The organism is Sphingobium sp. (assembly GCF_032153725.1).
Lineage (GTDB): Bacteria > Pseudomonadota > Alphaproteobacteria > Sphingomonadales > Sphingomonadaceae > Sphingobium.
In genome coordinates this window covers 144,191-165,446 of record NZ_JALDYQ010000003.1, presented here as the reverse complement: position 1 = coordinate 165,446, position 21,256 = coordinate 144,191, and the positions used below count along the sequence as shown (strand labels likewise).

The 21,256-nt window shown below is 60.4% G+C and carries 17 protein-coding genes; 2 read left to right on the top strand and 15 right to left on the bottom strand.

The genetic code is table 11. The features are described 5' to 3' along the window. Window positions 1-52: 52 nt before the first annotated feature. The 3 genes from RUH75_RS02460 to RUH75_RS02450 all read right to left on the bottom strand — a co-directional run bounded on the left by RUH75_RS02460 (window position 53) and on the right by RUH75_RS02450 (window position 5,420). On the bottom strand, window positions 53-1,015 hold the full coding sequence (locus RUH75_RS02460) for an acetamidase/formamidase family protein (protein ID WP_313801835.1): 963 nt from the start codon (window positions 1,013-1,015) through the stop codon (window positions 53-55). Window positions 1,016-1,112: 97 nt separating this feature from the next. Continuing rightward, the gene (locus RUH75_RS02455) at window positions 1,113-3,383 is read right to left on the bottom strand and encodes a TonB-dependent receptor plug domain-containing protein (RefSeq protein WP_313801833.1); all 2,271 of its coding nucleotides are present in this window, start codon (window positions 3,381-3,383) and stop codon (window positions 1,113-1,115) included. Window positions 3,384-3,557: 174 nt separating this feature from the next. Then, window positions 3,558-5,420 carry a CocE/NonD family hydrolase gene (locus RUH75_RS02450; RefSeq protein ID WP_313801831.1) on the bottom strand — a complete coding sequence of 621 codons (1,863 nt, stop codon included), beginning with the start codon at window positions 5,418-5,420 and terminating at the stop codon, window positions 3,558-3,560. Window positions 5,421-5,598: 178 nt separating this feature from the next. Between RUH75_RS02450 and RUH75_RS02445 the strand changes: the two genes are divergently transcribed. Continuing rightward, the gene (locus RUH75_RS02445) at window positions 5,599-6,114 is read left to right on the top strand and encodes a cupin domain-containing protein (RefSeq protein WP_313801829.1); all 516 of its coding nucleotides are present in this window, start codon (window positions 5,599-5,601) and stop codon (window positions 6,112-6,114) included. Between the two features lie 84 nt (window positions 6,115-6,198). Here RUH75_RS02445 and RUH75_RS02440 read toward each other — a convergent pair whose 3' ends face one another. From RUH75_RS02440 to RUH75_RS02405, 8 genes are all read right to left on the bottom strand, one after another. After that, on the bottom strand, window positions 6,199-8,448 hold the full coding sequence (locus RUH75_RS02440; protein ID WP_313801827.1) for a TonB-dependent receptor domain-containing protein: 2,250 nt from the start codon (window positions 8,446-8,448) through the stop codon (window positions 6,199-6,201). Between the two features lie 590 nt (window positions 8,449-9,038). Then, complete coding sequence (locus tag RUH75_RS02435) at window positions 9,039-10,097, bottom strand: TetR/AcrR family transcriptional regulator (protein ID WP_313801825.1); 1,059 nt, start codon at window positions 10,095-10,097, stop codon at window positions 9,039-9,041. Window positions 10,098-10,131: 34 nt separating this feature from the next. Further along, a complete protein-coding gene (locus RUH75_RS02430; protein WP_313801823.1) occupies window positions 10,132-11,334 on the bottom strand; it encodes an MFS transporter in 1,203 nt (400 codons plus the stop codon). 50 nt (window positions 11,335-11,384) lie between these two features. Then, window positions 11,385-12,236 (bottom strand): formyltetrahydrofolate deformylase, encoded by an 852-nt coding sequence (gene purU, locus RUH75_RS02425; protein ID WP_313801821.1) that lies wholly within the window; start codon window positions 12,234-12,236, stop codon window positions 11,385-11,387. Continuing rightward, a complete protein-coding gene (locus RUH75_RS02420) occupies window positions 12,236-12,778 on the bottom strand; it encodes a sarcosine oxidase subunit gamma (RefSeq protein WP_313801819.1) in 543 nt (180 codons plus the stop codon). The genes purU and RUH75_RS02420 overlap by 1 nt, the downstream gene beginning before the upstream one ends. Beyond that, window positions 12,771-15,725: a sarcosine oxidase subunit alpha family protein gene (locus RUH75_RS02415; protein ID WP_313801817.1), complete on the bottom strand. Its 2,955-nt coding sequence runs from the start codon at window positions 15,723-15,725 to the stop codon at window positions 12,771-12,773. The genes RUH75_RS02420 and RUH75_RS02415 overlap by 8 nt, the downstream gene beginning before the upstream one ends. Further along, window positions 15,722-16,060, bottom strand: a complete 339-nt coding sequence (locus RUH75_RS02410; protein ID WP_313801815.1) for a sarcosine oxidase subunit delta — start codon at window positions 16,058-16,060, stop codon at window positions 15,722-15,724. Before RUH75_RS02410 ends, RUH75_RS02415 begins: the two co-directional genes overlap by 4 nt. Further along, the gene (locus RUH75_RS02405) at window positions 16,029-17,282 is read right to left on the bottom strand and encodes a sarcosine oxidase subunit beta family protein (RefSeq protein ID WP_409592307.1); all 1,254 of its coding nucleotides are present in this window, start codon (window positions 17,280-17,282) and stop codon (window positions 16,029-16,031) included. The genes RUH75_RS02410 and RUH75_RS02405 overlap by 32 nt, the downstream gene beginning before the upstream one ends. 96 nt (window positions 17,283-17,378) lie before the next feature. Here RUH75_RS02405 and folD point away from each other — a divergent pair, with 96 nt between their 5' ends. Next, window positions 17,379-18,275 carry a bifunctional methylenetetrahydrofolate dehydrogenase/methenyltetrahydrofolate cyclohydrolase FolD gene (gene folD, locus RUH75_RS02400; RefSeq protein ID WP_313801811.1) on the top strand — a complete coding sequence of 299 codons (897 nt, stop codon included), beginning with the start codon at window positions 17,379-17,381 and terminating at the stop codon, window positions 18,273-18,275. Between the two features lie 79 nt (window positions 18,276-18,354). Here the strand turns inward: folD and RUH75_RS02395 are convergent, their stop codons facing one another. The 4 genes from RUH75_RS02395 to phhA form a co-directional block, all read right to left on the bottom strand. Next, window positions 18,355-18,654, bottom strand: coding sequence for a 4a-hydroxytetrahydrobiopterin dehydratase (locus RUH75_RS02395; RefSeq protein ID WP_313801809.1), 300 nt, complete (start codon window positions 18,652-18,654; stop codon window positions 18,355-18,357). An 85-nt stretch (window positions 18,655-18,739) separates the two neighbouring features. After that, window positions 18,740-19,105, bottom strand: a complete 366-nt coding sequence (locus RUH75_RS02390) for a Rieske (2Fe-2S) protein (RefSeq protein ID WP_313801807.1) — start codon at window positions 19,103-19,105, stop codon at window positions 18,740-18,742. Continuing rightward, a complete protein-coding gene (locus RUH75_RS02385; protein ID WP_313801805.1) occupies window positions 19,095-20,333 on the bottom strand; it encodes an amino acid aminotransferase in 1,239 nt (412 codons plus the stop codon). The genes RUH75_RS02390 and RUH75_RS02385 overlap by 11 nt, the downstream gene beginning before the upstream one ends. After that, a complete protein-coding gene (gene phhA, locus RUH75_RS02380) occupies window positions 20,330-21,193 on the bottom strand; it encodes a phenylalanine 4-monooxygenase (protein ID WP_313801803.1) in 864 nt (287 codons plus the stop codon). Before phhA ends, RUH75_RS02385 begins: the two co-directional genes overlap by 4 nt. Window positions 21,194-21,256: the final 63 nt, after the last annotated feature.

Below are 21,256 nucleotides of genomic sequence, written 5' to 3'. Positions count from 1 at the left end.
ATCCGCGATGGCACTCTTTACCATATCCCAATGATGTGTCGCAACCAGACAGCTAGTTGAAGATCATGCGTGGCATATAAAAAGAAACAGTCCAATTTGGAATGTCGACAATTTCGCTGATTCTCAGATCCCCTGCAACGCTGCACAGCATATAGGCGCGTTCGGCCGGGAGATGGTGCTCCCTGGAGAGCAGGTCTATCATGCCGCGCACGGCGTTCCGGCTGGCTTCCATCAGATCCGGGCCGATTCCGACGGTAACTTCATATCCTTTTGCATCGAGATGATTGGTCACTGGCCCATGCGTCGTAAACCGAGGGAAGCGTAGCCCGGCCTGCTTGACCAGGTCGATTTTCACCGCGACCGCCATCGGCGTCTCGATCGCGCTGCCGCAGACCTCTCCATCGCCCTGGGCAGCATGCGGGTCCCCTATCGAAAAAAGCCCGCCTGCCACTTCCACGGGTAGATATAAATCCACGCCCAATGCCAGATCCCGAATGTCCATGTTGCCGCCCGTCGCTGTCGGCGGGATAGTGCTGTGCAGTCCGGGTGCCGCGGGCGCGACGCCGATGGTCCCGCAAAACGGCTTCATCGGAATGCGTGCATCCTTGCCGAACATGGCTGGTGCGCCAAAGCCCACATCGTAGGACCAGATATTCAACGCAGGTTCCAGGAAATCGTCAGAAAGCAGCCCGAAATTGGGGACTACGCCCGTCCAACCCCAGCCGCTGGGACCAAAATCCAGCAAGCTGACCTTCAACGCATCGCCCGGTTCTGCGCCATCGACATAGATCGGGCCTGCGATCGGATTCATCAGACTGAAATCCAGATTCAGCAGATCATCTGGCTTCGTATCGCGGGTAATCTGTCCGGACGAGGCGTCCAGTTGGTAGAACTCCACGGTTTCGCCGGGGGAGATAATCGCGGCAGGCGGGCACGCATTGTCCCAGTGATTATGTTCGTGACATGAATGTATGGTCTTGTTGCAAAGCGATTTTCCCAAGAGGTGCCCACTCATCAAAGCTCACTCCCATATTCCTGCCGCAGCCCGGTCTGATCCGGCGCAAAGCAATTACTGGCCGCTGTCCAGGCAATGGCGGACAGCGGTTCATTCATCAGAAAGACCTTTTGACCCGAACGCCCAGCGTGCGTGGCCGGCCATATAGGACCGACTCATCCTGTATAAGCGCGTCGCCCGCCATGACGAAGGATATGTTCTGGCTGTTGAAGATGTTGGTTCCGAACACACCAAACTCCCAACTGCTCAGCGTATATTTGGCAGCAAGGTTCACGATCTCGGATGCCGGTATCCGGCGCCGCGCGGGTGAAAGCGGGCTGAATTCGGTGTGGCTGCTGCCCCGCGCCTGGAAATCCGCGGTCACCAGAAATTCTCCCGTTTCCACCGGCAGCGCCAACTCCACGCCTGCCGCAGCGGTGTATGACGGGAAATAGGGTACACGGTCGCCATCCTGGGCCCCGATAGTGGGGATATCCCCATTTGCCTCCGCTCTGGTGATAGAACCGTTCGCGTAGAAGGTCAGCGCGCTGCTGACACGGACCCGGCTTTCAACCTCTACACCGACGCTGCGCACTCGGCCCTCATTCTCCGTGAAACGATAGCCACAGCTGAGATTGCGGGTTGTCTGCACGTCCTTCCAGTCGACGTAGAAGGCGGCGACATTGAAGGTCATGCGCTTGTCGAGGAGTGTCGCTTTTTCGCCGATCGCATAGCTCCAAAGCTTGTCAGGACCGAATTCGCCGGGCGCCTCGGTACGGCCCACCTGCGCCAAGGCACTACCGCACAGGGAGACAGGCACCGGCTGATTGACACCGCCGTAACGAAAGCCGCGCGCGGCCTCGGCATAGATCAGAAGATCGTCCGATGCCTTCAGCGACAACACCCCGCGAGGATTAAAGCCGTTGGCTTTGGCAACGCCATCGAAAGTCAGCGGCTGGCCAACGCCCTGTGCACCGGCGATCCCGGCGAATAGAAGGGAAAAGCTCTGCTTGTGGTTGAAATATCGCAGGCCGCCGGTCAGATCGACAGGGCCCAGATGCAGCGTGCCTTCGCCAAAGGCAGCCACCTGACGCTCATCAATGTCCTGCAGGCCGGAAAAGATGTTGTCCGTGCTGAAGGCCAGATAGTCCAGCGAGCTGAAGGGTGCGCCAATCACCCCGCTGAAGGCCGCGTCGAATCCCGGTGATGGATAATTCTGCAGATATTTGCGCTTCGCCTTCTGGTAAAAGGCACCCAATGTCCAGGTGAAGACGCCGGCATTGTCTGAAACAAGTCGAGTTTCTTGTGTGAAGTCCTTGAACCTATTTTGCACTATGGCCTTTGCCGGGATATTGCCAAGACCGAAAAGTCCGCCAACATCGTCTGTGCTCGTTACCTGCTCATTCTTTCTGTCGAGATAGGATGATGATGATACCAGCTTGACAGGACCAAAATCATACTCCCCTGAAAGATTATATATTTTGAGATTGTCGTAATAGCGATCCGACGATAGCTGACTGTAAACGTAACGGCCCAGCGCCGGATAGCCGCGATTGAAGCCATCAGCCGTCTGCTCGGCAAAGGTCACGCTGCCATCGATCGTCAGAGCATCTGTCGGCTGCCAGCGCACCGCAGCCCGCAACTGCGTCGTGCGGTCGTCGTTGACGTCCTTCCTATCCAGCGCGAGATTGTCGATGAAGCCTGAATTGTGCCCTTGATAGGCCCCTAGCCGAATGGCGATCGTTTCACTGACGGGCAGGTTCGCGATCGCTCGGACGCTGTAATTTTCTCCACCGCTCCGGGTAATCGACCCAACCCCCTCGACCGATCCGGAAACCTCATCCGTGGTCGGCTTTTTCGTGATATACCGGATCGTCCCGGACATGGAGCCGGCTCCATATAGCGTACCCTGCGGCCCACGTATCACTTCGACCCGTTCAAGATCGAAGACCCTGAGGTCTGGATTGGAATTCTGAACCGAGATAGGTATATCGTCGAGATAGACGGCGACCAGCGGACGATCCTGAATATTGCTGGTTGCGGTGGTGCCGGTGGTCAGGCCTCGCATATCGATCCGGTTCAGGCCCGGAGCTGTTTCCTGCACGTTGATGGAAGGCAGCGTTCGCGAAATATCCTGCAGCCCCCCTTGACCTCTGGTCGACAAAAAGTCGGGGTTAAGAGCCGAAACGGCAATGGGGACATCCTGAATGCTGGCAGCATTCCCGCGGGTCGCGGTGACGATAATTTCACTTTGCGGGTCACTCGAAGCATCTTGAGCACTTTGCGCAATCGACGCGCCGTTCGCCGCTTCCTGCGCCCTGCTCTGCGACGCGATTGCCAGCGCCGCGATGAATGCCGCGCTACCGATCGATCCTAAAAGACCACCCATATTATTGCCCTCCCGCCTCGACTCTTTTAGTCCAATACATAAATGTATCGTTGGGGCGTGGACGTCAATACATTTATGTATTGTCATGAGCGAGGCGTGCAAATGGCCTTCATCATCGTCAAACAAGGCGCTGCTGAGGGGCGTTTGCGGGGGTGCGCGCGCCCTCACATCGGTTCAATCGATGACAGGCAATGTCAGCGCGGAGGGGTGCGCCGCATCATGATAAACAATGTTGTGCGCCACCATGGCTTTCGTTTCGTCATGATTATTGCCCCCGCTATGGAGGTTGCGTTCGTACAGGGGGAAGTTGCTGCCTGCGATTTCCAGCCGAATACGATGACCTGGCGCGAAATGCGAAGCCAGGGTCATGCTGTTGATCTCGATCTTGTACAGCTTGCCGGGCACCAGCATTTCTTCCCGATCGATGCCGTTGCGGTATCGCAGCCGCTTCATCGTATCCAGGATGTTGAACGCCCGACCATCGGGATAGACATCGACGAGTTTGATTGCCAGGTCCGTGTCCCACACAGAACTCGACAGGTAGAGCGTGACACTGGCATCGCCTGCGATCTTGACCGTGCGATCGAACGGTTCGGTCGTATAGACAAGGACATCGTCTCGTTTCTCGATTTCGCGCTGGTCGCGGCCAACATTGTCGTCACAGCAGCCTCCTCCCAGGGAGGGAACCGGATTTAGCGGATCGCTCTTGAACCTGTCCCTGCCGCTTTGCGGTGGTGAAAGCATCAGGCGTCCGTCGCCGCCCAGTCCGTTGGCGCCACGGCGGCTGTCAAGGTAGAAGCGGGTAGGGCTCGATCGGGGCGGCCATGCCACATCTTTCGTCCAGTTGCTGCTTTCCAACGGATAATATTGGACTTTTGGCATGTCCAATCCGCCCTTGCCATCCTTCTTCATCCAGTGATCGAACCATTTCACGACGGTCGTGGCTATGTCGAAACGTGCGTCGCCTATCGGTCGCTGGCCCACCATCGTCTCGGCCGTTTCCGTGCCGATGTCGCAATGAGAGGTGCCACCCATGACAAGATACTGATCAGGCGAATTTGCGCTCACATATTCGTAGCCCTTGATCGTGGCGAGGCTTTCCACCGCGTCGTACCAACTGCTGACGTGCAGGACCGGCGACTTCATCCTGTCGCCGGCATTGATGAAGTCATAGTCCTTCCAGGCAGGATCGTTGGGCTTCATCCGGATCAACCTGTCGAATTCGGTGAGCGGGGCGCCCGCGGCTGACATCATGTCCTGGCTCGGAAGATGGTTCGTCCAGTCCAGGTCGGGAGGGCCGGACGAAACAGCGAGCGAAGGAAAGGTGCTGATCAAGGCCTCGCGCTCCTGCTGCGATATGTCCGGCGGGAGCTTGGGATGGTTGATCTGGCCATGCTTTCGATACCACATGGCCCATGACAGGACGGGCACGCCCCCGGTGTAGAAAACACCCTGGTCCTCGAATCCGGGGATGACACCATATGCTGTCGCAGCCGCCATTGCGACCGTTGCCTTCAACCCGGGCACCTGCTCGGTGGCAAGAGGCAGCGCGACTTCGCCGCTTGAGGAACAGCCAAATGTGCCGACGCCCCCATCTGACCAGGGTTGCCGGGTAATCCATTTGATCGAGTCCGCGCCGTCGGCACGGACATTCTTCATCCAGTGATATTCGCCCTCGGACCAATGCGTTCCACGATCGTTGATGACCACCAGCGCGTAGCCGCTGCGCACCAGGCGCCCCAGGATGAGTGCTTGGCCGCGGACTTCCTTTGCAATCAGATAGGGCGTTTGCACCAGGATCGTCGGCAGCTTCTGCGTTCCCGCCGCGCTTTTTGGACGCACTATCGTTGCCAATAACCGGGTCCCGTCGCGCATCATCACCGGTACGCCCTGCTCGATCGTCGCAATATCGCGCACCTTGAGCAGATCGAGGGGATTGTCGGAAATATTGCTGCTTACAGGGGGATTGGGTCGAATGCCAACAGGCTTGGCTTCGGATACATCCGAAAACAGGGCTATTGCGGAGATCAAAATCAAAGTAGTTTTATTACTAATCATACTATGTCTCCAAACTGATTATTAATAAAAACATATATTTGTTTTATCTTGTTGCGCTTATATGTGATTCATTCTTCGAGAACTGAATTTCTGTATTGACAACAATCTTTGGTGTCGGGATATTTGGCGAATTCCAACTTTCAGGATTGCAGATGCTATGGGCGATGAATTTTCCGCACGAAGCGGCGGGCAACTGTCCCGACGGCAGATAATGGCAGGTGGCGCGGCGGCATGTTTTGCGATGCGGAGCCTTGAAGAAGCGGATGCCTCTACCAGCATGATGGCATCGCCGGCCACCTACGCGGTGGAATCGGAAGCGACCGGGCGGAGCGTCGTCAAGGAAATGCACGGGGGCAAAGCATCGGTGGAAATCCGTCGTTACCCGTTTGGCAATGCGCCGGAACCAGCCCGCTTCATCACCTACACTCTGCCCCCCGGAGCCAGTGAAGGTGTTCACGTTCATTTCCTGGATGACCACAATGGAGAGGGCGCGTTCGACGAATATTATTTTATCATCTCCGGGTCGGGCCAGATGGAGATAGACGGACAGATCGTGCCGGTACGCGAGGGCGATCATATCCATACGCCGCTCACCGTTGCCCATGGCATAGAAAACACGCATCCAACGCAGCTGCTCAAAGTGTTCCTGACTTTCATCAATCGCAAGGTCTAAGTCCGGGCGATGTGACATCCTGGCGCTTCACAGATGGTGCCGCAGTGGGCGGTTTCCCCCTGCGGCCATCCCTTGCCCTGCCGGTTAGAAGGACCGTTTGAGCCGCACGCCGATTGTCCGCGGCCTGCCGACATAATAACGGTCGCCGGGCTGGGTCGCAGCCTGCACCGTAACCAGGCTGACGGCTTTGTCGCTCGTCAGATTCTGGACGAACAGGCCCAGTTCCCAATCATTCTTGGTGTAATTGATTGCAGCGTTGACGATCTGCGACGCCGGAATCTCCCGACGACGTGGGTTCGCAGGATTAAACTCGGTATAGCTGTTCCCGCGTGCCTGGAAATCGGCTGAGATCGCAAGATCGCCATCGGCCACGGCAACGACATATTCGCCCGAGACGGCAAGCGTGTATTTGGGGAAAAACGGAACCCGATTGCCATCAAGGGCGCCGATATTTCCCAGCGGACCGTTCGCCTCCGCCTTGACGACAGATCCATTGACCGACAGGGTGAACGCGTCCGTCAGACGGAAGCGGCTTTCCAGCTCCAGGCCCATGCTGCGCACCTTGCCGGCATTTTCCGTGTACCGGTAGCGGCAGGCCAGATTGCGCGTACTCTGCACATCCTTCCAGTCGACATAGAAGCCCGCCACATTGACGCTGACGCGCCGGTCGAGAAATTCATTTTTCGAACCGACAGTGTAGCTCCACAAATTGTCGGGCCCGAAGGTCAAGGGCGCCTCTGTCCGCCCGGCGGCGGCGAGATCGGCGGCGCAGATGGTCGTCGCAACGGGCTGATTGACGCCGCCATAGCGAAAGCCGCGTGCGGCTTCGACATAGACCATCATGTCATTGCTCGGCTTGACCGACGCGACGAACCTGGGATTGAAGCCGTCGACCTTTGCCTTGCCGTTGTTGACCACGATCGGGCGTCCGACGCCCAGCGCACCGGCGATTCCGCCGAAATAGAGGTCGAATGTCTGCCTCCAGTTGAAATAGCGCAGCCCGCCGGTCAGCTCAGCCGGACCGAATTTCAGCGTCCCTTCGCCGAACAGGGCGACCTGTCGCTCCACAACGTCCTGCGTGCCGGAAAACAGCGTATCAGCCTTGAACGCGCCATAGCTGAGCGAGCTGAAGCTGGTGCCCCGGACGGCGCTCATCGCTGCGTCGAAACCGGGGCTGGGATTGTCCTGGGTGTAGCCCCGCTTCCCGCGCTGATAATAGGCCCCCATCGTCCAGTTGAAGGTGCGATCTCCCGTCGAAAATAGCCGCACTTCCTGAGAAAAGTCTTTCAGTTCATGTGTTATGTCGCCGGCCGCCGGAATCTTGCCTGGCAAACCGAATTGCGGGCCGGTATGTTCGAACGTCACTTTCTGGTTGATCGAACGGTCAAGATAGGAGGACGACGATATGATAGAGGCGCCACCAAGGTCATATTCGAGCGTGGCGTTGTAAATCAGCAGATCGTCTTTGAAATGCTCGGGGATGATGGAAGAGAATTTATATTTTCCAAGCTCCCTGTATGTGGTGTTGTATCCGCCAACGTCCAGCCTGGCATAAGTGATGCTGCCGTCTATGGTCAGTGCATCATTTGGTGTCCAGCGGATGGCACCGCGAAACTGGGTGCTTTCATCGCTGTTGACGTTTTTCTTGCCCAGGCCAACATTGTCGATGAAACCGTCATTGCGTCCCTGATAGCCGCCAAGCCGGATAGCGATCGTGTCGCTGACCGGGAGATTGAGGATTCCCCGCAGGCTGTAGTTGAGGCCGCCATTTTCCGTGAAGGATGTATTGCCTTCGACCGATCCGATTATCCCGTCGGTCCGCGGCTTGGCGGTGATATAGCGGATCGTACCCGCCATTGAGCCAGATCCGTAAAGCGTTCCCTGCGGACCACGGATGACCTCGATGCGCTCAAGGTCGAACACGCGAATATCCGGGCTATAGCCTTGCAGGGACATTGGTACGTCATCGAGATAGACAGCCACGAGCGGGCGGTCCTGGATGTTGCTTGTGGAGGTGGTTCCGGTGGTGAGGCCCCGCATATCAATCTTGTTCACGCCCGGCGTCTGCTGGACGATGTTCAATGCCGGAACGGATCGGGAAAAGTCCTGGAGGCTGCCAAGGCCGCGTTTGTTGAGGTCGTTCGGACTGATCGGCGTGATGGCGATCGGCACATCCTGCGCCGCCAGGGCGCCGCGGCGACTGGCTGTAACCAGAATCTCATTATTGTCGTTCAGGTCGTTTTCAGCGCTCTGGGGTGCGTCCTGAGCGAAAGCGATGGACGAGGCGAACGCAAGCGTTGATGCACAATAGGAGAGCATTGATAAACGACGCATTATATTTCCCCTTAAATGAGTGATTATCGCGCGTTCCTATCCAAATGCGGGCTGTTCCGCAGATGGCGTCGCGTTCTGTGAAAATCCACGTCGCGATCCAATCACGCGCGCGGAATATGCTGCGTGATCGGATCGAGATTCCGATCCCCGTCGGGCCGAAACAATACAGTTATGTATCCCCTGTCAATACGTTTATGTATTCTTCGCAACACGGTCCCGCCCCCGCTCCCGACGCCGGACGGACGGGAGAGCCGGTCATCGGCCAACGGATCGGCGGCGTTGCTCTTGTCCGGACACGCAACACCCGTTCGCGGGGGCGATTGGAGCAATCGGACCGATTTTTTAAGAGAATGGCCTGGAGCGATTTCAGGCAAACGGAATCGGTCGCCGACTGAGCATCGCGTCGAGCAAGGGAATGAGAGCGGCGATCCGATGCAGTCAGATCGAAAACCGTTCCCATGCGACCGTGGAGCGTTGCAAACGTCTTTCTGGCCGTTGATGTCGGGTAGGCGCGACGGCGCCTCCCTACGCGGCCGGGGCGTTAAGGCTGCAACATGACATGGATGTCAAGGCGGCGCACTCGCCGGGCCTCAGCGATCGCCCAGCAAGACCCTGACATAGCCTTCCACAAGGTGGCTGCGCTCCTGCGTGCTTTCCCGCAGCTTGATCGCATAATAACCTACCTGATGGAAATAGGTGATGCGCGCGCGGATCATGGCTTCGTCCTCACCAAATCCCGCGTCGCTGAAGAGCTGTTGCAACGCCTTGAGACGAACCTCGTCGATGGATCGCACAATGTCCGCGACAGCGGGCGATAACGTACTCCACGCGCGTACGGCGCTGTCATACGCCTCGCTGAAGTCATGGCCTTCTATATAGAGATTGGCCAGCGCGCGCAGCCGGTCGCTTGGCGTCCCATCGTTTTGAAGAACGCGCAGCATCGGCGTCGTGTTATGCTCGCGCCAATCCTCGATCAGTGCATCGAGCAGTTCGTCGCGGCTTTTGAAGCGCCAGTAAAAGCCGCCTCGCGTCACTCCGGCGGCCTTTGCGAGCCGATCGATCTTCACTGCCCAGATGCCCTCGTCGATGAGCATCTGCCGGGCGATATCGATCCAGTCCTGAGTTGACGGGGTCTGTTCGGGCGGCGGCGTTCGCTTCCATGACCGCTTGGGCCGGGCTGCTTCCTGGATTTTGTCAGTCATTCCAGACCCTAATTCTCCGTAAAGCGGCCCATTGGCAAGAGGTATAAGCTGAAGACCGTCCCTGGACAACGGATACAATTCATGTGCCCGGACCGGCCCGCGATCGGTGAAGGCTGATCGCATGAAAATCTTGTCCTTCATACGCTGGCCCATGGCTGCGGTGCGTCTAGTTTGACGATTGATGCCAAGGCGGCGCGGGCAGCTAGCGCGACCATCTATGGACGTCGCGCGTTTCGATCCCATGCCGCCCGAACCGAACATGATTGCGGCCAAGGACCTGTTAGGAAATGCGACCGGCCCATCGCGCAGGTGTCCGCTGAGCTGGGCTATGAATATCAGAACAGCTTCACGGTGGCCTTCCGGCGCAGATGGAGTGTCTGCCCAGGGATTGTCGCCGCAATCCGCTGGAGTTCGAGGCGTTGCGGAAAACAAAAGATAATAGAGCATGATCCGACTCAACCCGGTCGGATCATGCTCCAGCTCATGGCACTGGATGCGTGTCCTGCGCGAAGGCCCTGCGCAGGGGCGCGATGCAGATGGGCAGCAGGCCCAGGCATCCGATCGCACCCAGCATGCCCACCGCCTGATACGACAGATGGTCAACAAGGATGCCGCCAAGCGGCGCGCCCAGGGCGAAACCCAGGCGCTCGCAGCCGCCGCCTGCCGTTCCGATCCGGCCGCTTGGATCGATCGCCGCCGCCGATCCGAGCAGATAGGAATAGAGGAACATGTAAAAGACCCAGTAGCAAAGCACGCCCAGGGCATAGCTGACCGCGTTGAACGCGAACCCGAGCAGCAGGCAGCCCGCTGCGGTTGCCGTCAGCCCGATCAGCAGGGCAGTCAGCCGGCCAATCTTCCCCGAAAGGGCGGCCCCCACCATGGTTCCTGCCATGCCGCACAAGGTGCTGGCGGACAATATCACGCCCACTGTTTCGGGCGCGAGTTGCAGGTGGTTGCCGATGCGTTCGGCAAAGCTCCATACAGCGCCGGTCCCCAGTGAGAAGGCTGCCCATATCGCCAGCAGGGGCACCACGCCGACCTTTTGGAATGGTAGCGCCGATGGGTCCTGTTTGCTGCGGGGGCAGTTGCTGAAGCCCAGATAGGCGGGTGCGGTGATCAGGATGACGATGGCGATGCCGATGAACGGTCCCATCGGGCCGAAGCGCGCGGAGGCAGCGGGCAGGGCGGCCATCAGGGCGACGATCACGACCAGCGCGCCGCCATTGGCGATGGCATAGATGCGGTCGGCGTTTCGGCAGGCGGCCACGCCCGAAACCATCGCGGCGAACACCAATCCATAGCCTGCGCCCGCCAATGCGGCGATCAGGCACAGGATCGGCAGGGTGCCGGGGGCATGATAAAGCAGGAGATGGGCGATAGTCCCGATGCCGCCGCCGCCGAAAGCGATCAGCGCCGGATTAAGGCGGCTGATGAAGGGTGAGATGAGAAGCATCGATATGGCAAGCGCGCCAACCTCGAAAAAGCCGAACATGCCTGCTGCGCTTGCGCTGAGGCCAAGGCCATCCATCAGCGCACCGACCTGGAATGGCATGGTGGAGGTCCCGAGATGGGCGATGCCCGCGCCGACGCAGGCGGCAAGAACCGTCCCGATGGGCGGGCGTTCCCCGGAAACATGCCCCACGACAGGGACGATGCCGCCCTCTGCTTCCGCCTTTGCGTTCATCACTCCCGGCCTTTCATCATGGTCGAAGCTTTCAGCATGGGACGCCCATCTTATTCGAAGACGATCGTCTGATGACCGTTCATCAGCACCCTTTGGTCGATATGCCAACTCACGGCGCGGCCCAGGACCGAACATTCGACCTCCTGACCGATGATGACCAGATCGTCGGCGCTGCGCGCATGGCTGACCCGGCGCGTATCCTGTTCGATGATCGGTCCCTCGTCGAGGTCGGTGGTCACATAATGGGCGGTTGCGCCGATGACTTTCACGCCGCGGGCATGCGCCTGATGATAAGGCTTGGCGCCCTTGAAGCTGGGCAGGAAGCTGTGGTGGATGTTGATGCAGCGGCCCGACAGCGCCTCGCACAGGCGCGGCGAGAGGATTTGCATGTAGCGGGCCAGCACGACCAGATCGACGCCGGCTTCATCGACCAGATCGATGATCTTCTGTTCCTGTTCGGCCTTGCTGTCGCTGGTGACCGGGAAATGATGATAAGGAAGCCCGTTCCATTCGACGAAGGAACGCATGGCATCATGGTTCGACACCACGCCCACCACTTCGACGTCCAGCTGGCCGTTGCGCCAGCGGTTGAGCAGGTCGAACAGGCAATGGCCGAATTTCGATACCATGAGCAGCACCCGCGGCTTGACGGACCGGTCGACGAAGCTCGCGTCCATTTCAAATCGCTCGGCCGTCGCCCTGAACCGTTCGCTCAGGCCCGTCGCAGTGACGTCGTCGCCGCCATCGCCATCGAAGGCGAGGCGCATGAAGAAGGTGCCGCCATCCTGATGCTGATGCGCTTCGACGATCGAACAGCGCGCCTCCGCCAGGAAAGTGGTGGTGGCCGCCACGACGCCGCGAACGTCCGGGCAGCATATGGTCAGGACAAATTGGGGTTTCATCAGTCAGGGTTCCTTATCTGGAATTCTTCCAGCGCGTCGCCAAGCCACAGCTCCATATGATGGGCGAGGCTGACGTCGACATAGAGGCGAAAACTGTCCTTGCCCGTCCGCTCGACGATCGAGAATAGCTGGGCGAAGGCGGACTGGGCGCAGGCATCGCGGGCGAAGGCGCGCGGGTGGAAATCGATCGTCGATCCCTTGGCCAGAAGATCTCGGGCGCGCGGGCCGGAAATTTCGTAGACGGCTCGGCCGTCGCTTATATCCGCCCAGTGTGCGGCGCGCGTCTCTGCGGCCGATGTCACATCTGCGCCGCTTGCCTGCGATCCGACGACGAGCCATTCGCCCGGCGCGAGCCAGAGGGCGCGGGCCTGCCCCTGCCGCACGCTGTTCGGCGTCGTCGGCAGCGGCGTGCCGAGCAGCGCGGCCACATGGGCGATCGCCTCCGGCGTGGGCGCGCGCAGTCGCAGGACATGCAGGGGCTGGGCGGGCAGGCGGGCAACATCCACCCCATCGGCACGCCCGGACCAAATGGCGTCAGGCATTGAGCCTTGCTCCTTCCTTGTCGTAGAATGTCGCGTCGACCACGACCGCGTGGAACATGGCGTCGCCCGAACGCAGCCGCACCTTTTCGCCAAGCCGTTCGCGGCCGCCGCGCAACATGCCGAGCGCGACGGGGGTTTCGAGTGTCGGGCTGAAAACCGACGAGGTCACATAGCCTTCGCTGCGGAGCGTGCCGCTGGCATCTTCCGCGACGATATGGGCCCCGATTGGCAGGCGGGTCCGTCCATCTTCCGCGGCCAGCCCCACGAAATTCGGGCGGTCGGTTCGCTGGTCTTGGGGCCGCATGAGCGAGCGTTTTCCGACAAACTCATTCTTCTTCTTCATGATGTGCGCCCATCCCACATCAAGGGCGGTGGTCGTTCCGTCCGTGTCGGCGCCGATGTGCAGATAGCCTTTTTCCGTGCGGAGCAGATCCCATGCGTCGATGCCGACGGGCGCGACGCCGAATTCCTCTCCCTGGTTCATCAGAATGCGCCACAACGCCTCCGTCGCGCGGGCGGCGACGTTGATCTCGAACGAGGCTTCGCCAGTGTAGCTGACCCGGAACACGCGTGCCTCGATGTCCGCGACCCGTCCGATGGCAAAGCCCATGTGAGTGAGGGCGCTCAGGTCGATGTCCGTGCCGGTCTTCGCCAGAAGCGCCCTGGCCTGCGGGCCGGTGACCGTGATCACGCCCCATGCGGTGGTCACGGGCGCAACGATGACGTCGAAATCAAGCCATTCGCACTGGAGCCACTCCTCCATCCAGGCGGCGATGCGATCCGCGCCGCCGCTCGACGTGCCGACGAGGAAATGGTCGTCCGCCAGGCGCGTCGCGACACCATCGTCGATGATGACGCCCTGCTCGTTCAGCATCAGCCCATAGCGGACTTTGCCAACCTTCAACGTCGACATGGTGTTGGCATAGATGAGGTCGAGAAAGCGGGCCGCGTCCGGCCCCTTCACCTCGATCTTGCCGAGGGGGGAGCCATCGAACAGGCCCACGCCATTGCGGACGGCAAGCGCTTCGCGTCGTTCGGCGTCGTGGCGCGCCTCTCCCGCGCGGGGATAGCAGGCGGGACGCGCCCATCCACCGAAATCCTCGAACAGCGCACCGGCCTCTTCATGCCAGCCATGGGCCGGCAGGCGCCGCAATGGCCTGAAAATCTCGCCGCGATACCGGCCCGCGAGCGTGCCGAGCGCGATTGGCGTATAGGGGAAGCGATAGCGCGTATGGCCGCTTTCCCCGACGCTGCGGCCGGTGAGCGAGGCCATGATGGCCAGCGCGTTGACATTGGACGTCTTGCCCTGGTCGGACGCCATGCCAAGGGTCGTATAGCGCTTCAGATGCTCGACCGACCGAAAGCTTTCATGCGCGGAAAGGGCGATGTCGCTGGTGCTGACGTCATTCTGGAAATCGACGAAGGCCTTGCCGCCCGCGCCCGCGATATGCCAGCAGGCGAGGATGGGACTTTCCGCGCGGTCGACGGATTGCGGAGCGGTGCCGGCCGCGCGCGGAAAGCCGATCGCTTCGCTGCTTGCGCCACCCGCCTCGAATCCCTGCGCCAGGCACTCGCCGGTCGAGAAGGCGCCGCGCGCCGCACCGACCGAGATTTCATCCTGCACGGAGCGATCGGGGACATAGCTTGCGATCCGGTCGTCGAAACGCAGTTGCCCGCCCGACTGGCTGAAGAGATGGACCGTAGGATTATAGCCCCCCGACATCGCCAGCGTGTCGCAGGATATCCAGCGGGACTTCTGGCCGGTGCGCACCTGCACGGCCTTCAGGGATTTCGATCCTCTGGTCTGGATGATCGCGCTGCCCGGCAGCAGGGGAATGGAACGTGAGTCCAGTTCCCCGGCGAGGTCGGCGGGTGCCTCCGTGCGAAGATCGACGACCGCGACCACCGTGGCGCCGAGATCGTGCAGGGTCAGGGCCGTCCGGTACGCGTCGTCATTGTTGGTGAACAGAACGGTCTTCTCGCCCGGCAGCGCCGCGTACCGCCAGGCATAGTGGCGCACCGCCCCGGCCAGCATGACGCCCGGCCGGTCATTGCCCGGAAAGACCAGCGGCCGCTCGATCGCGCCGGTCGCCAATATCACCTTCTTCGCCCGGACCAGCCATGTGCGATAGCGCGGCATGCGTGGATCGCGCGCGCATTCCGCCTCATTTCCGACCTGCTCGACAAGGGTCAGGCTGTTGTGGTCATGATAGCCGACCGCAACCGTATTGAGGAGGATATCGGCATCGGGGCAGTCGGCGATTTCCCGGGCGGCCTTTTCCGCCCAGAAGCCGCCTTCCAGCCCGTCGATGATCCGCCGGTCGTAGAGAAGGTTGCCGCCGACCGCCTGATCCTGCTCGATGAGCAGGACGCGGGCGCCGCTGCGCGCGGCTTCGCGCGCCGCAGCCAGACCCGCGACACCCGCGCCGATCACGGCGACGTCGCAATGGGCGAACCGGCTTTCATAGCGGTCGGGGTCGGCGTGGCTGGAGACGCGGCCAAGGCCTGCCGCGCGCCGGATGATCCCTTCATAGAGATGCCAGTCGGGCCACATGAACGTCTTGTAGTAAAAGCCGGCCGGCAGGAACCGGGACACCAGATTGTTGACGCTGCTGACGTCGAAACGGGCGCTGGGCCAGCAATTGACCGGCTTCGCTGTCAGGCCGTCATATAGCCTCACCTCCGTAGCGCGCATGTTCGGCGTGTCGCGTCCACCGGCGCCAAGTTGAACCAGCGCGTTGCTTTCCTCCACCCCGGCGGCAAGGATGCCGCGCGGCCGATGATATTTGAATGAGCGCCCCACGAGCCTGATGCCGTTGGCGATCAGGGCGGAGGCCAGCGTGTCGCCCTCATAGCCTGAATAGGTCTTGCCCTCCCAGCTGAAGGTGATGGGCTTCTTCCGGTCGATCCGGCCGCCGGTGGCCAGTCTGCAAGGGGCATGGCTCACAGCACATTCCCCTGTTCGAGATGGATGGGTGCCGGCTCATGCATTGCGTAGACCGCTTCTATGCGATGCGTCGCCGTGTGGCGGGCGACATTGAACCAGCGGCGGCAGCCAAATGCGTGGAGCCAGCGTTCATAATGCAGCCCCTTGGGGTTCTTGCGCGTGAACAGATAATCGCTCCAACGCTCGTCGGACACGCTTTCGCAGGGCCCCGGGCGCTGGATGTGGCTTTCGCCGCCGCAGCGGAATTCAAGCTCCTCTCGCGGCCCGCACCAGGGGCAGGATATCAGCAGCATGGTCTTGTCCTCAGTGAGCGATGCCGGAACCGGCGGCTTCATCGATCAATGCGCCGGTCGAGAAGCGTTCAAGCGAGAAGGGGCGGGCGAGGGGATGGGGTTCGCCCGTGGCGATATGGTGGGCGAGCAACGTGCCGCCGGCCGGAATCGCCTTGAAACCGCCGGTGCCCCAGCCGCAATTGATGAGCAGTCCGGGCACGGGCGTCGCCCCCAGGATCGGGCTGGAATCGGTTACGATATCGACGATGCCGGCCCATTGGCGCAGGAAGCGCACCCGCCCGAGCGAGGGATATTGTTCCGCCACGGCACCCAGAACCGAGCGGACGGTCGGGATGTTTCCGCGCTGGGCATAGGAAGGGTAGAGGTCCAGCGAACCGCCGATCACCAGCCCGCCCTTGTCCGACTGGCTGAGATAAACTCCCGTCGCCAGGGAGAGGACGACGGTGTCCAGCACAGGCTTCAGCGGTTCGGTGACGAAGGCCTGTAGCGCATAGCTCGTCACCGGCAGCCTGAACCCGGCCTTGTTGGCCAGTTCGGTCGAATGCCCCGCGACCGCGAGCGCGACCTTCCGGCTGCCGATGAAGCCGCGACTGGTTTCCACCCCGGAGATGCTGCCATCGGCGTCGCGGCGGAAACCGGTGACCTCGCATTGCTGGATGATGTCGACGCCCAGGGAATCGGCCGCGCGGGCATAACCCCAGGCGACGGCGTCATGCCGCGCCGTGCCAGCGCGCTTCTGCATGAAACCGCCCAGAACGGGATAGCGTGCATGCGCCGACATATCCAGAATGGGGACCCGCCGGGCAATCTCTTCCCGCCCGATGATTTCCGTGTCGACGCCGTTCAGGCCCATCGCCCCGACCCAGCGCTGCATGGAATCCAGATCATGCTTGCTGTGCGCAAGCGCGATCATGCCCCGCTGGCTGAACATCACATTATAGTTCAGCTCTTTCGACAGGCCTTCATATAGTTTTATCGAGAAATCATATAAATCAGCGCTTTCGCGATAATAATAATTGGAACGAATGACGGTCGTATTCCTCCCCGTATTGCCGCCGCCAATCCATCCTTTTTCAAGAACGGCAATATTTTTAATTCCGTAAGTCCTTGAAAGATAATAGGCAGTGGCCAGTCCATGACCGCCGCCGCCGATAATCACGACATCATAACGGGACTTCGGCTCTGGATTGCGCCAGGCAGGACGCCATCGTTCAGGGCCGCCAAAGCCCGATCGAATGACATTCCATCCTGAATAATGCTGGATAGACACTTCGCGCCCTCTGACGATACAGTTGTGTATTGTGTATGCCTAATTCACATTGTAGGGGCTGGCAACCCCAAACATATTCTGGAGTCATTCATGAACGCCAGCATCATCGATGGAAAAGCACGCGCTGAAAGACTCAGGGCAGATATCGCCACGGACACCCGCAATCTCGCCGCCGCATATGGAATCGTTCCCACGCTTGCGACCATTCTGATCGGCAATGATCCTGCCAGCGCAATTTATGTACGACGCAAGATCGAGCAGACGGAAGAAGTCGGCATGCGCTCGCTGAGCTTCAAACTTCCGTCCGAAGTCGACGAGATGGAATTGCTGGATTTGATCGACCGGCTGAATATTGATCCATCCGTGCATGGAATATTGGTACAACTTCCATTGCCGGGCCATATCGGCGCCACTCGCGTGCTGGAGCGGATCAGTCCGCTGAAGGATGTGGACGGCTTTCATGTCGTGAATACGGGCAAGCTTGCGCTGGGGCGGGCGGGGCTGGTCCCCTGCACCCCCATGGGATGCATGATGCTGCTGTCCGATCATGTCGGCAATCTGGAAGGCCTGCATGCCGTCGTGGTGGGATGTTCGCACATCGTCGGCCGGCCGATGGCGCAATTGCTGTTGCAGGCGCGCTGTACGGTGAGCATTGCGCATATCCACACCCGCAATCTACCCGAACTGGTCGTGCAGGCCGACATTCTGGTCGTCGCGGCCGGCGCGCCGGGGCTGATCCGCGGTTCATGGGTCAAGCCGGGCGCGGTCGTCATTGATGTGGGCATCAACCGGGTGATCGACGAATCCAGTGGAAAGCCCCGGATCGTCGGGGACGCCCGATTTGCCGAAGTCGCGCAGGTGGCATCGGCCATCACACCGGTGCCGGGCGGGGTCGGACCCATGACCATCGCCTGCCTTCTGAAGAATACCTTCGATAGCGCGGAGGCGTCCTGTTTGCAGGCAGCCGCGTCCGGTCGAGGTCGGTAGTCCCCTGGTTCAGGTCAACTCATGAAGGGATCGGGCTGATGATCATCGGCCCGATCGGCACGGGCGCCTTTTCCTGTGTTCATGAACCGCTGCCCGCAAGGCGATTCATGAAATGGGCAAGCGCGACGTCCCGGCTCGAAACGTCCCCTGCATCATGCGTCGTGAGCCAAATATCGACCTTGTTGCAGACATTGCTCCATTCGGGGTGGTGATCGGCCCGTTCCGCCTCCAGAGCGACGCGCATCATGAAGCCTATCGCTTGCGAGAAGTCGCCGAATTTGATCTGACGATAGAGCGCGCCGCGCTCCTTGTCATAAGTCCAGTCCACCAATTCTGCTAGGGCTGCGTCCAATTGTGCTTTTGATAAGGGCAGGGTCATGATGGCCTCAGGCGTTGTTGGTCAGGAAAAGAACCACGCCGTTGAGGGCGCGGGACTGTGGGCTGATCAGTGGCGGCAGGACTGACTATCCAGTCACTATCCAGCCGTTCTCGACCACGACCTTCCATGGGGTAAGGGACTGGCCGGTGCAGGGGCCGCCCACGCAATGGCCATCATGCTTCTCGAAAAGCGCGCCGTGCCAGCTACAGGCTATGTGACCGCCATCGGGCGTCAGATAATCATCCAGCCTCTGCGCGAGCGGCAACCCGACATGCGGGCAGCGGTCGACATAGCCGCTGGCCTGATCGCCGGTTCGCACGACGAAACCGTGAAAGCGGCCGCTGCGCATCTGAAGCACGAAGTTGCGCGCCTTGCCCTCCGGCAGTTCGCTTGCCCGACAGAGTTTCACGCCTGCGGGCGTCACGATAACCCTGCTGTCGCTATCCGTCATGCATCGGCATCCGGTTGCAGAGATGCGGCGTGAGGCCAGCGACAAAAGCGGGAATATTCTGGACGGTCAGGCCTGCGATGTTGATGCGGCCGTTCCCGGCCATGTAGATGCCGCTGTTCCGGCGCATCGCCACGACGGCGTCCGCGCCGATGGGAAGCATGGCGAACATGCCCCGCTGATCACCGATGAAGGCAAGGTCGGGATGTGCCGCCGCCAGCGCGCTGCGCAACAGGTTGATCCGGCCGCGCATCTCGGCAAGCTCGCTCATCCAGTCGTCGCGAAGCACCGGCGATCCCAATATGGTGCGGACGATCGCCGCGCCATGGTCCGGCGGCATCGACCATAAACTGCGCGCCAGCGATAGCATGTTGCCGCGAACGACCGCGATCGAGGCAGGCGAGGGGGCCTGGACCCAGAGCGCGCCGACGCGCTCGCGATACAGGCCGAAATTCTTGTCGCAACTATAGGCCAGAATGGCCGAAGGCAGTTTGGCGAACAGGAAACGGGTCGCCGCCGCATCTCCCTCCAGGTCATCGCCCAGACCCTGATAGGCAAGGTCGATCAAGGGAAGGAGGTTCCGTTCCGCGCACAAATCCGCGATGGCCTGCCACTGTTGCATCGACAGCGCTGCGCCTGTCGGGTTGTGGCAACAGCCATGGAAGAGGACGATGTCGCCCGCGGCCGCCCGTTCCAGATCCTCCAGCATCGCGTCGAAATCGATCGTCGCGCTCGCCACATCGTAGAAGCGATGCGCCCGGACCGCCATGCCCGCCTCAATGAAGATCGGCCCGTGATTGGGCCAGGTGGGGGTGCCGATCCAGACGGTGGCGTTGGGACGCGCACGCTTCAGCAGTTCGGCGCCCAGGCGCAGCGCGCCGGTGCCGCCGGGGGTCTGGACGCCCGTGATCCGGTCTGATCGGGCCATTTCCGGGCCCAGCACGACCTCGCCCAGCAGATCGGTGTAAGCGACGTCACCCTCCGCGCCCAGATAGGATTTGGAGGTCTGCTCATGGATCAGCCGCTTTTCGGCAGCCTTGACTGCCCGCATCACCGGGGTTCGGCCGTCATCCGTGCGGAATACGCCGACGCCCAGATCGATTTTGGCTGTTCGCTGGTCGTCCCGGTAAAGTGCAATCAGGCCCAGAAGCGCGTCGGCCGGTTGCGCGACAAGGGCGGCGAACATGTCCTCATCACCCTCCGGACGAGTGGTTGCGATGGCATTTGTCATGCGATTTCCCTTGCACGGGCATAAGCCTGCGTGCCCATGGCATGGACCCTGTCTTCCGGCAGAACGGTGGCGACTTCCAGATCGGTTTCGTGTTGGAGTTCGCGATACAGCGGAGCGAAGTCCGTTTCGATCGTTTGTCGCAGCAGATCTTCGAAACTGTCGATCACGAAATAGGTCTGCTGATAGTCGTCGATGCGATATTGGGTGCGCATCAACCGCTTGAGATCGAACCCCAGACGGTTGGGCGAAGGATCGTCCAGCGCGAAGATCGATTCTCCATAGGATGACACGATCCCCGCGCCATAGAGCTTCAGCGCGTCGTCCTGTCGTATCAGCCCGAATTCAACAGTGTACCAATAGAGGCGAGCGAGATTGTCGATGGACCCGAAACCGTCCGCGCGCAGGCCGCCTTCGCCATAGGCCTGCATGTAATCGGCGAAAACCGGATTGGCCAGCAGCGGAACATGGCCGAAGACATCATGGAAAATGTCCGGCTCCTGTAGATAGTCAAGCTGTTCCGGCGTGCGGATGAAGCGGCCAGCGACGAAGCGCCGGTTCGCCAGGTGCTCGAAGAACAGCCGGTCGGGAACGAGGCCCGGCACGGCAACGACCTGCCAGCCGGTAAGCTTCATCAAGCGTTCCGACAGTTCATCGAAATCGGGAATGCCCGGCTTGGTCATGCGCAGGACGTCAAGGCCGTCCATGAATTCCTTGACCACGCGATTGGGGAGCATTTTGGCCTGCCGATCGAAAAGCCTGTCCCACATCGCATGCTCCTGCGACGTGTAAGCGCTCCAGTTTTGCGGGATTATCCAATCTTCAGCTGCGCCATCGGGACGTTTCATATCGGATGTGATCATGAAACGCTTTTATCAGTGCCTTGGTGAAAAACCGTTTCAAACCGCGTGGAAACAGGGTTGTTT

Bases quoted from the DNA above. Each gene is read 5' to 3' on its own strand.
- RUH75_RS02435 (WP_313801825.1), bottom strand. From the start codon at position 10,097: ATGCTCTATTATCTTTTGTTTTCCGCAACGCCTCGAACTCCAGCGGAT.
- folD (WP_313801811.1), top strand. From the start codon at position 17,379: ATGAACGCCAGCATCATCGATGGAAAAGCACGCGCTGAAAGACTCAGG.
- RUH75_RS02390 (WP_313801807.1), bottom strand. From the start codon at position 19,105: ATGACGGATAGCGACAGCAGGGTTATCGTGACGCCCGCAGGCGTGAAA.
- RUH75_RS02430 (WP_313801823.1), bottom strand. From the start codon at position 11,334: ATGAACGCAAAGGCGGAAGCAGAGGGCGGCATCGTCCCTGTCGTGGGG.
- RUH75_RS02460 (WP_313801835.1), bottom strand. From the start codon at position 1,015: ATGAGTGGGCACCTCTTGGGAAAATCGCTTTGCAACAAGACCATACAT.
- RUH75_RS02440 (WP_313801827.1), bottom strand. From the start codon at position 8,448: ATGCGTCGTTTATCAATGCTCTCCTATTGTGCATCAACGCTTGCGTTC.
- purU (WP_313801821.1), bottom strand. From the start codon at position 12,236: ATGAAACCCCAATTTGTCCTGACCATATGCTGCCCGGACGTTCGCGGC.
- RUH75_RS02385 (WP_313801805.1), bottom strand. From the start codon at position 20,333: ATGACAAATGCCATCGCAACCACTCGTCCGGAGGGTGATGAGGACATG.
- RUH75_RS02455 (WP_313801833.1), bottom strand. From the start codon at position 3,383: ATGGGTGGTCTTTTAGGATCGATCGGTAGCGCGGCATTCATCGCGGCG.
- phhA (WP_313801803.1), bottom strand. From the start codon at position 21,193: ATGATCACATCCGATATGAAACGTCCCGATGGCGCAGCTGAAGATTGG.
- RUH75_RS02395 (WP_313801809.1), bottom strand. From the start codon at position 18,654: ATGACCCTGCCCTTATCAAAAGCACAATTGGACGCAGCCCTAGCAGAA.
- RUH75_RS02410 (WP_313801815.1), bottom strand. From the start codon at position 16,060: ATGAAGCCGCCGGTTCCGGCATCGCTCACTGAGGACAAGACCATGCTG.
- RUH75_RS02445 (WP_313801829.1), top strand. From the start codon at position 5,599: ATGGGCGATGAATTTTCCGCACGAAGCGGCGGGCAACTGTCCCGACGG.
- RUH75_RS02420 (WP_313801819.1), bottom strand. From the start codon at position 12,778: ATGCCTGACGCCATTTGGTCCGGGCGTGCCGATGGGGTGGATGTTGCC.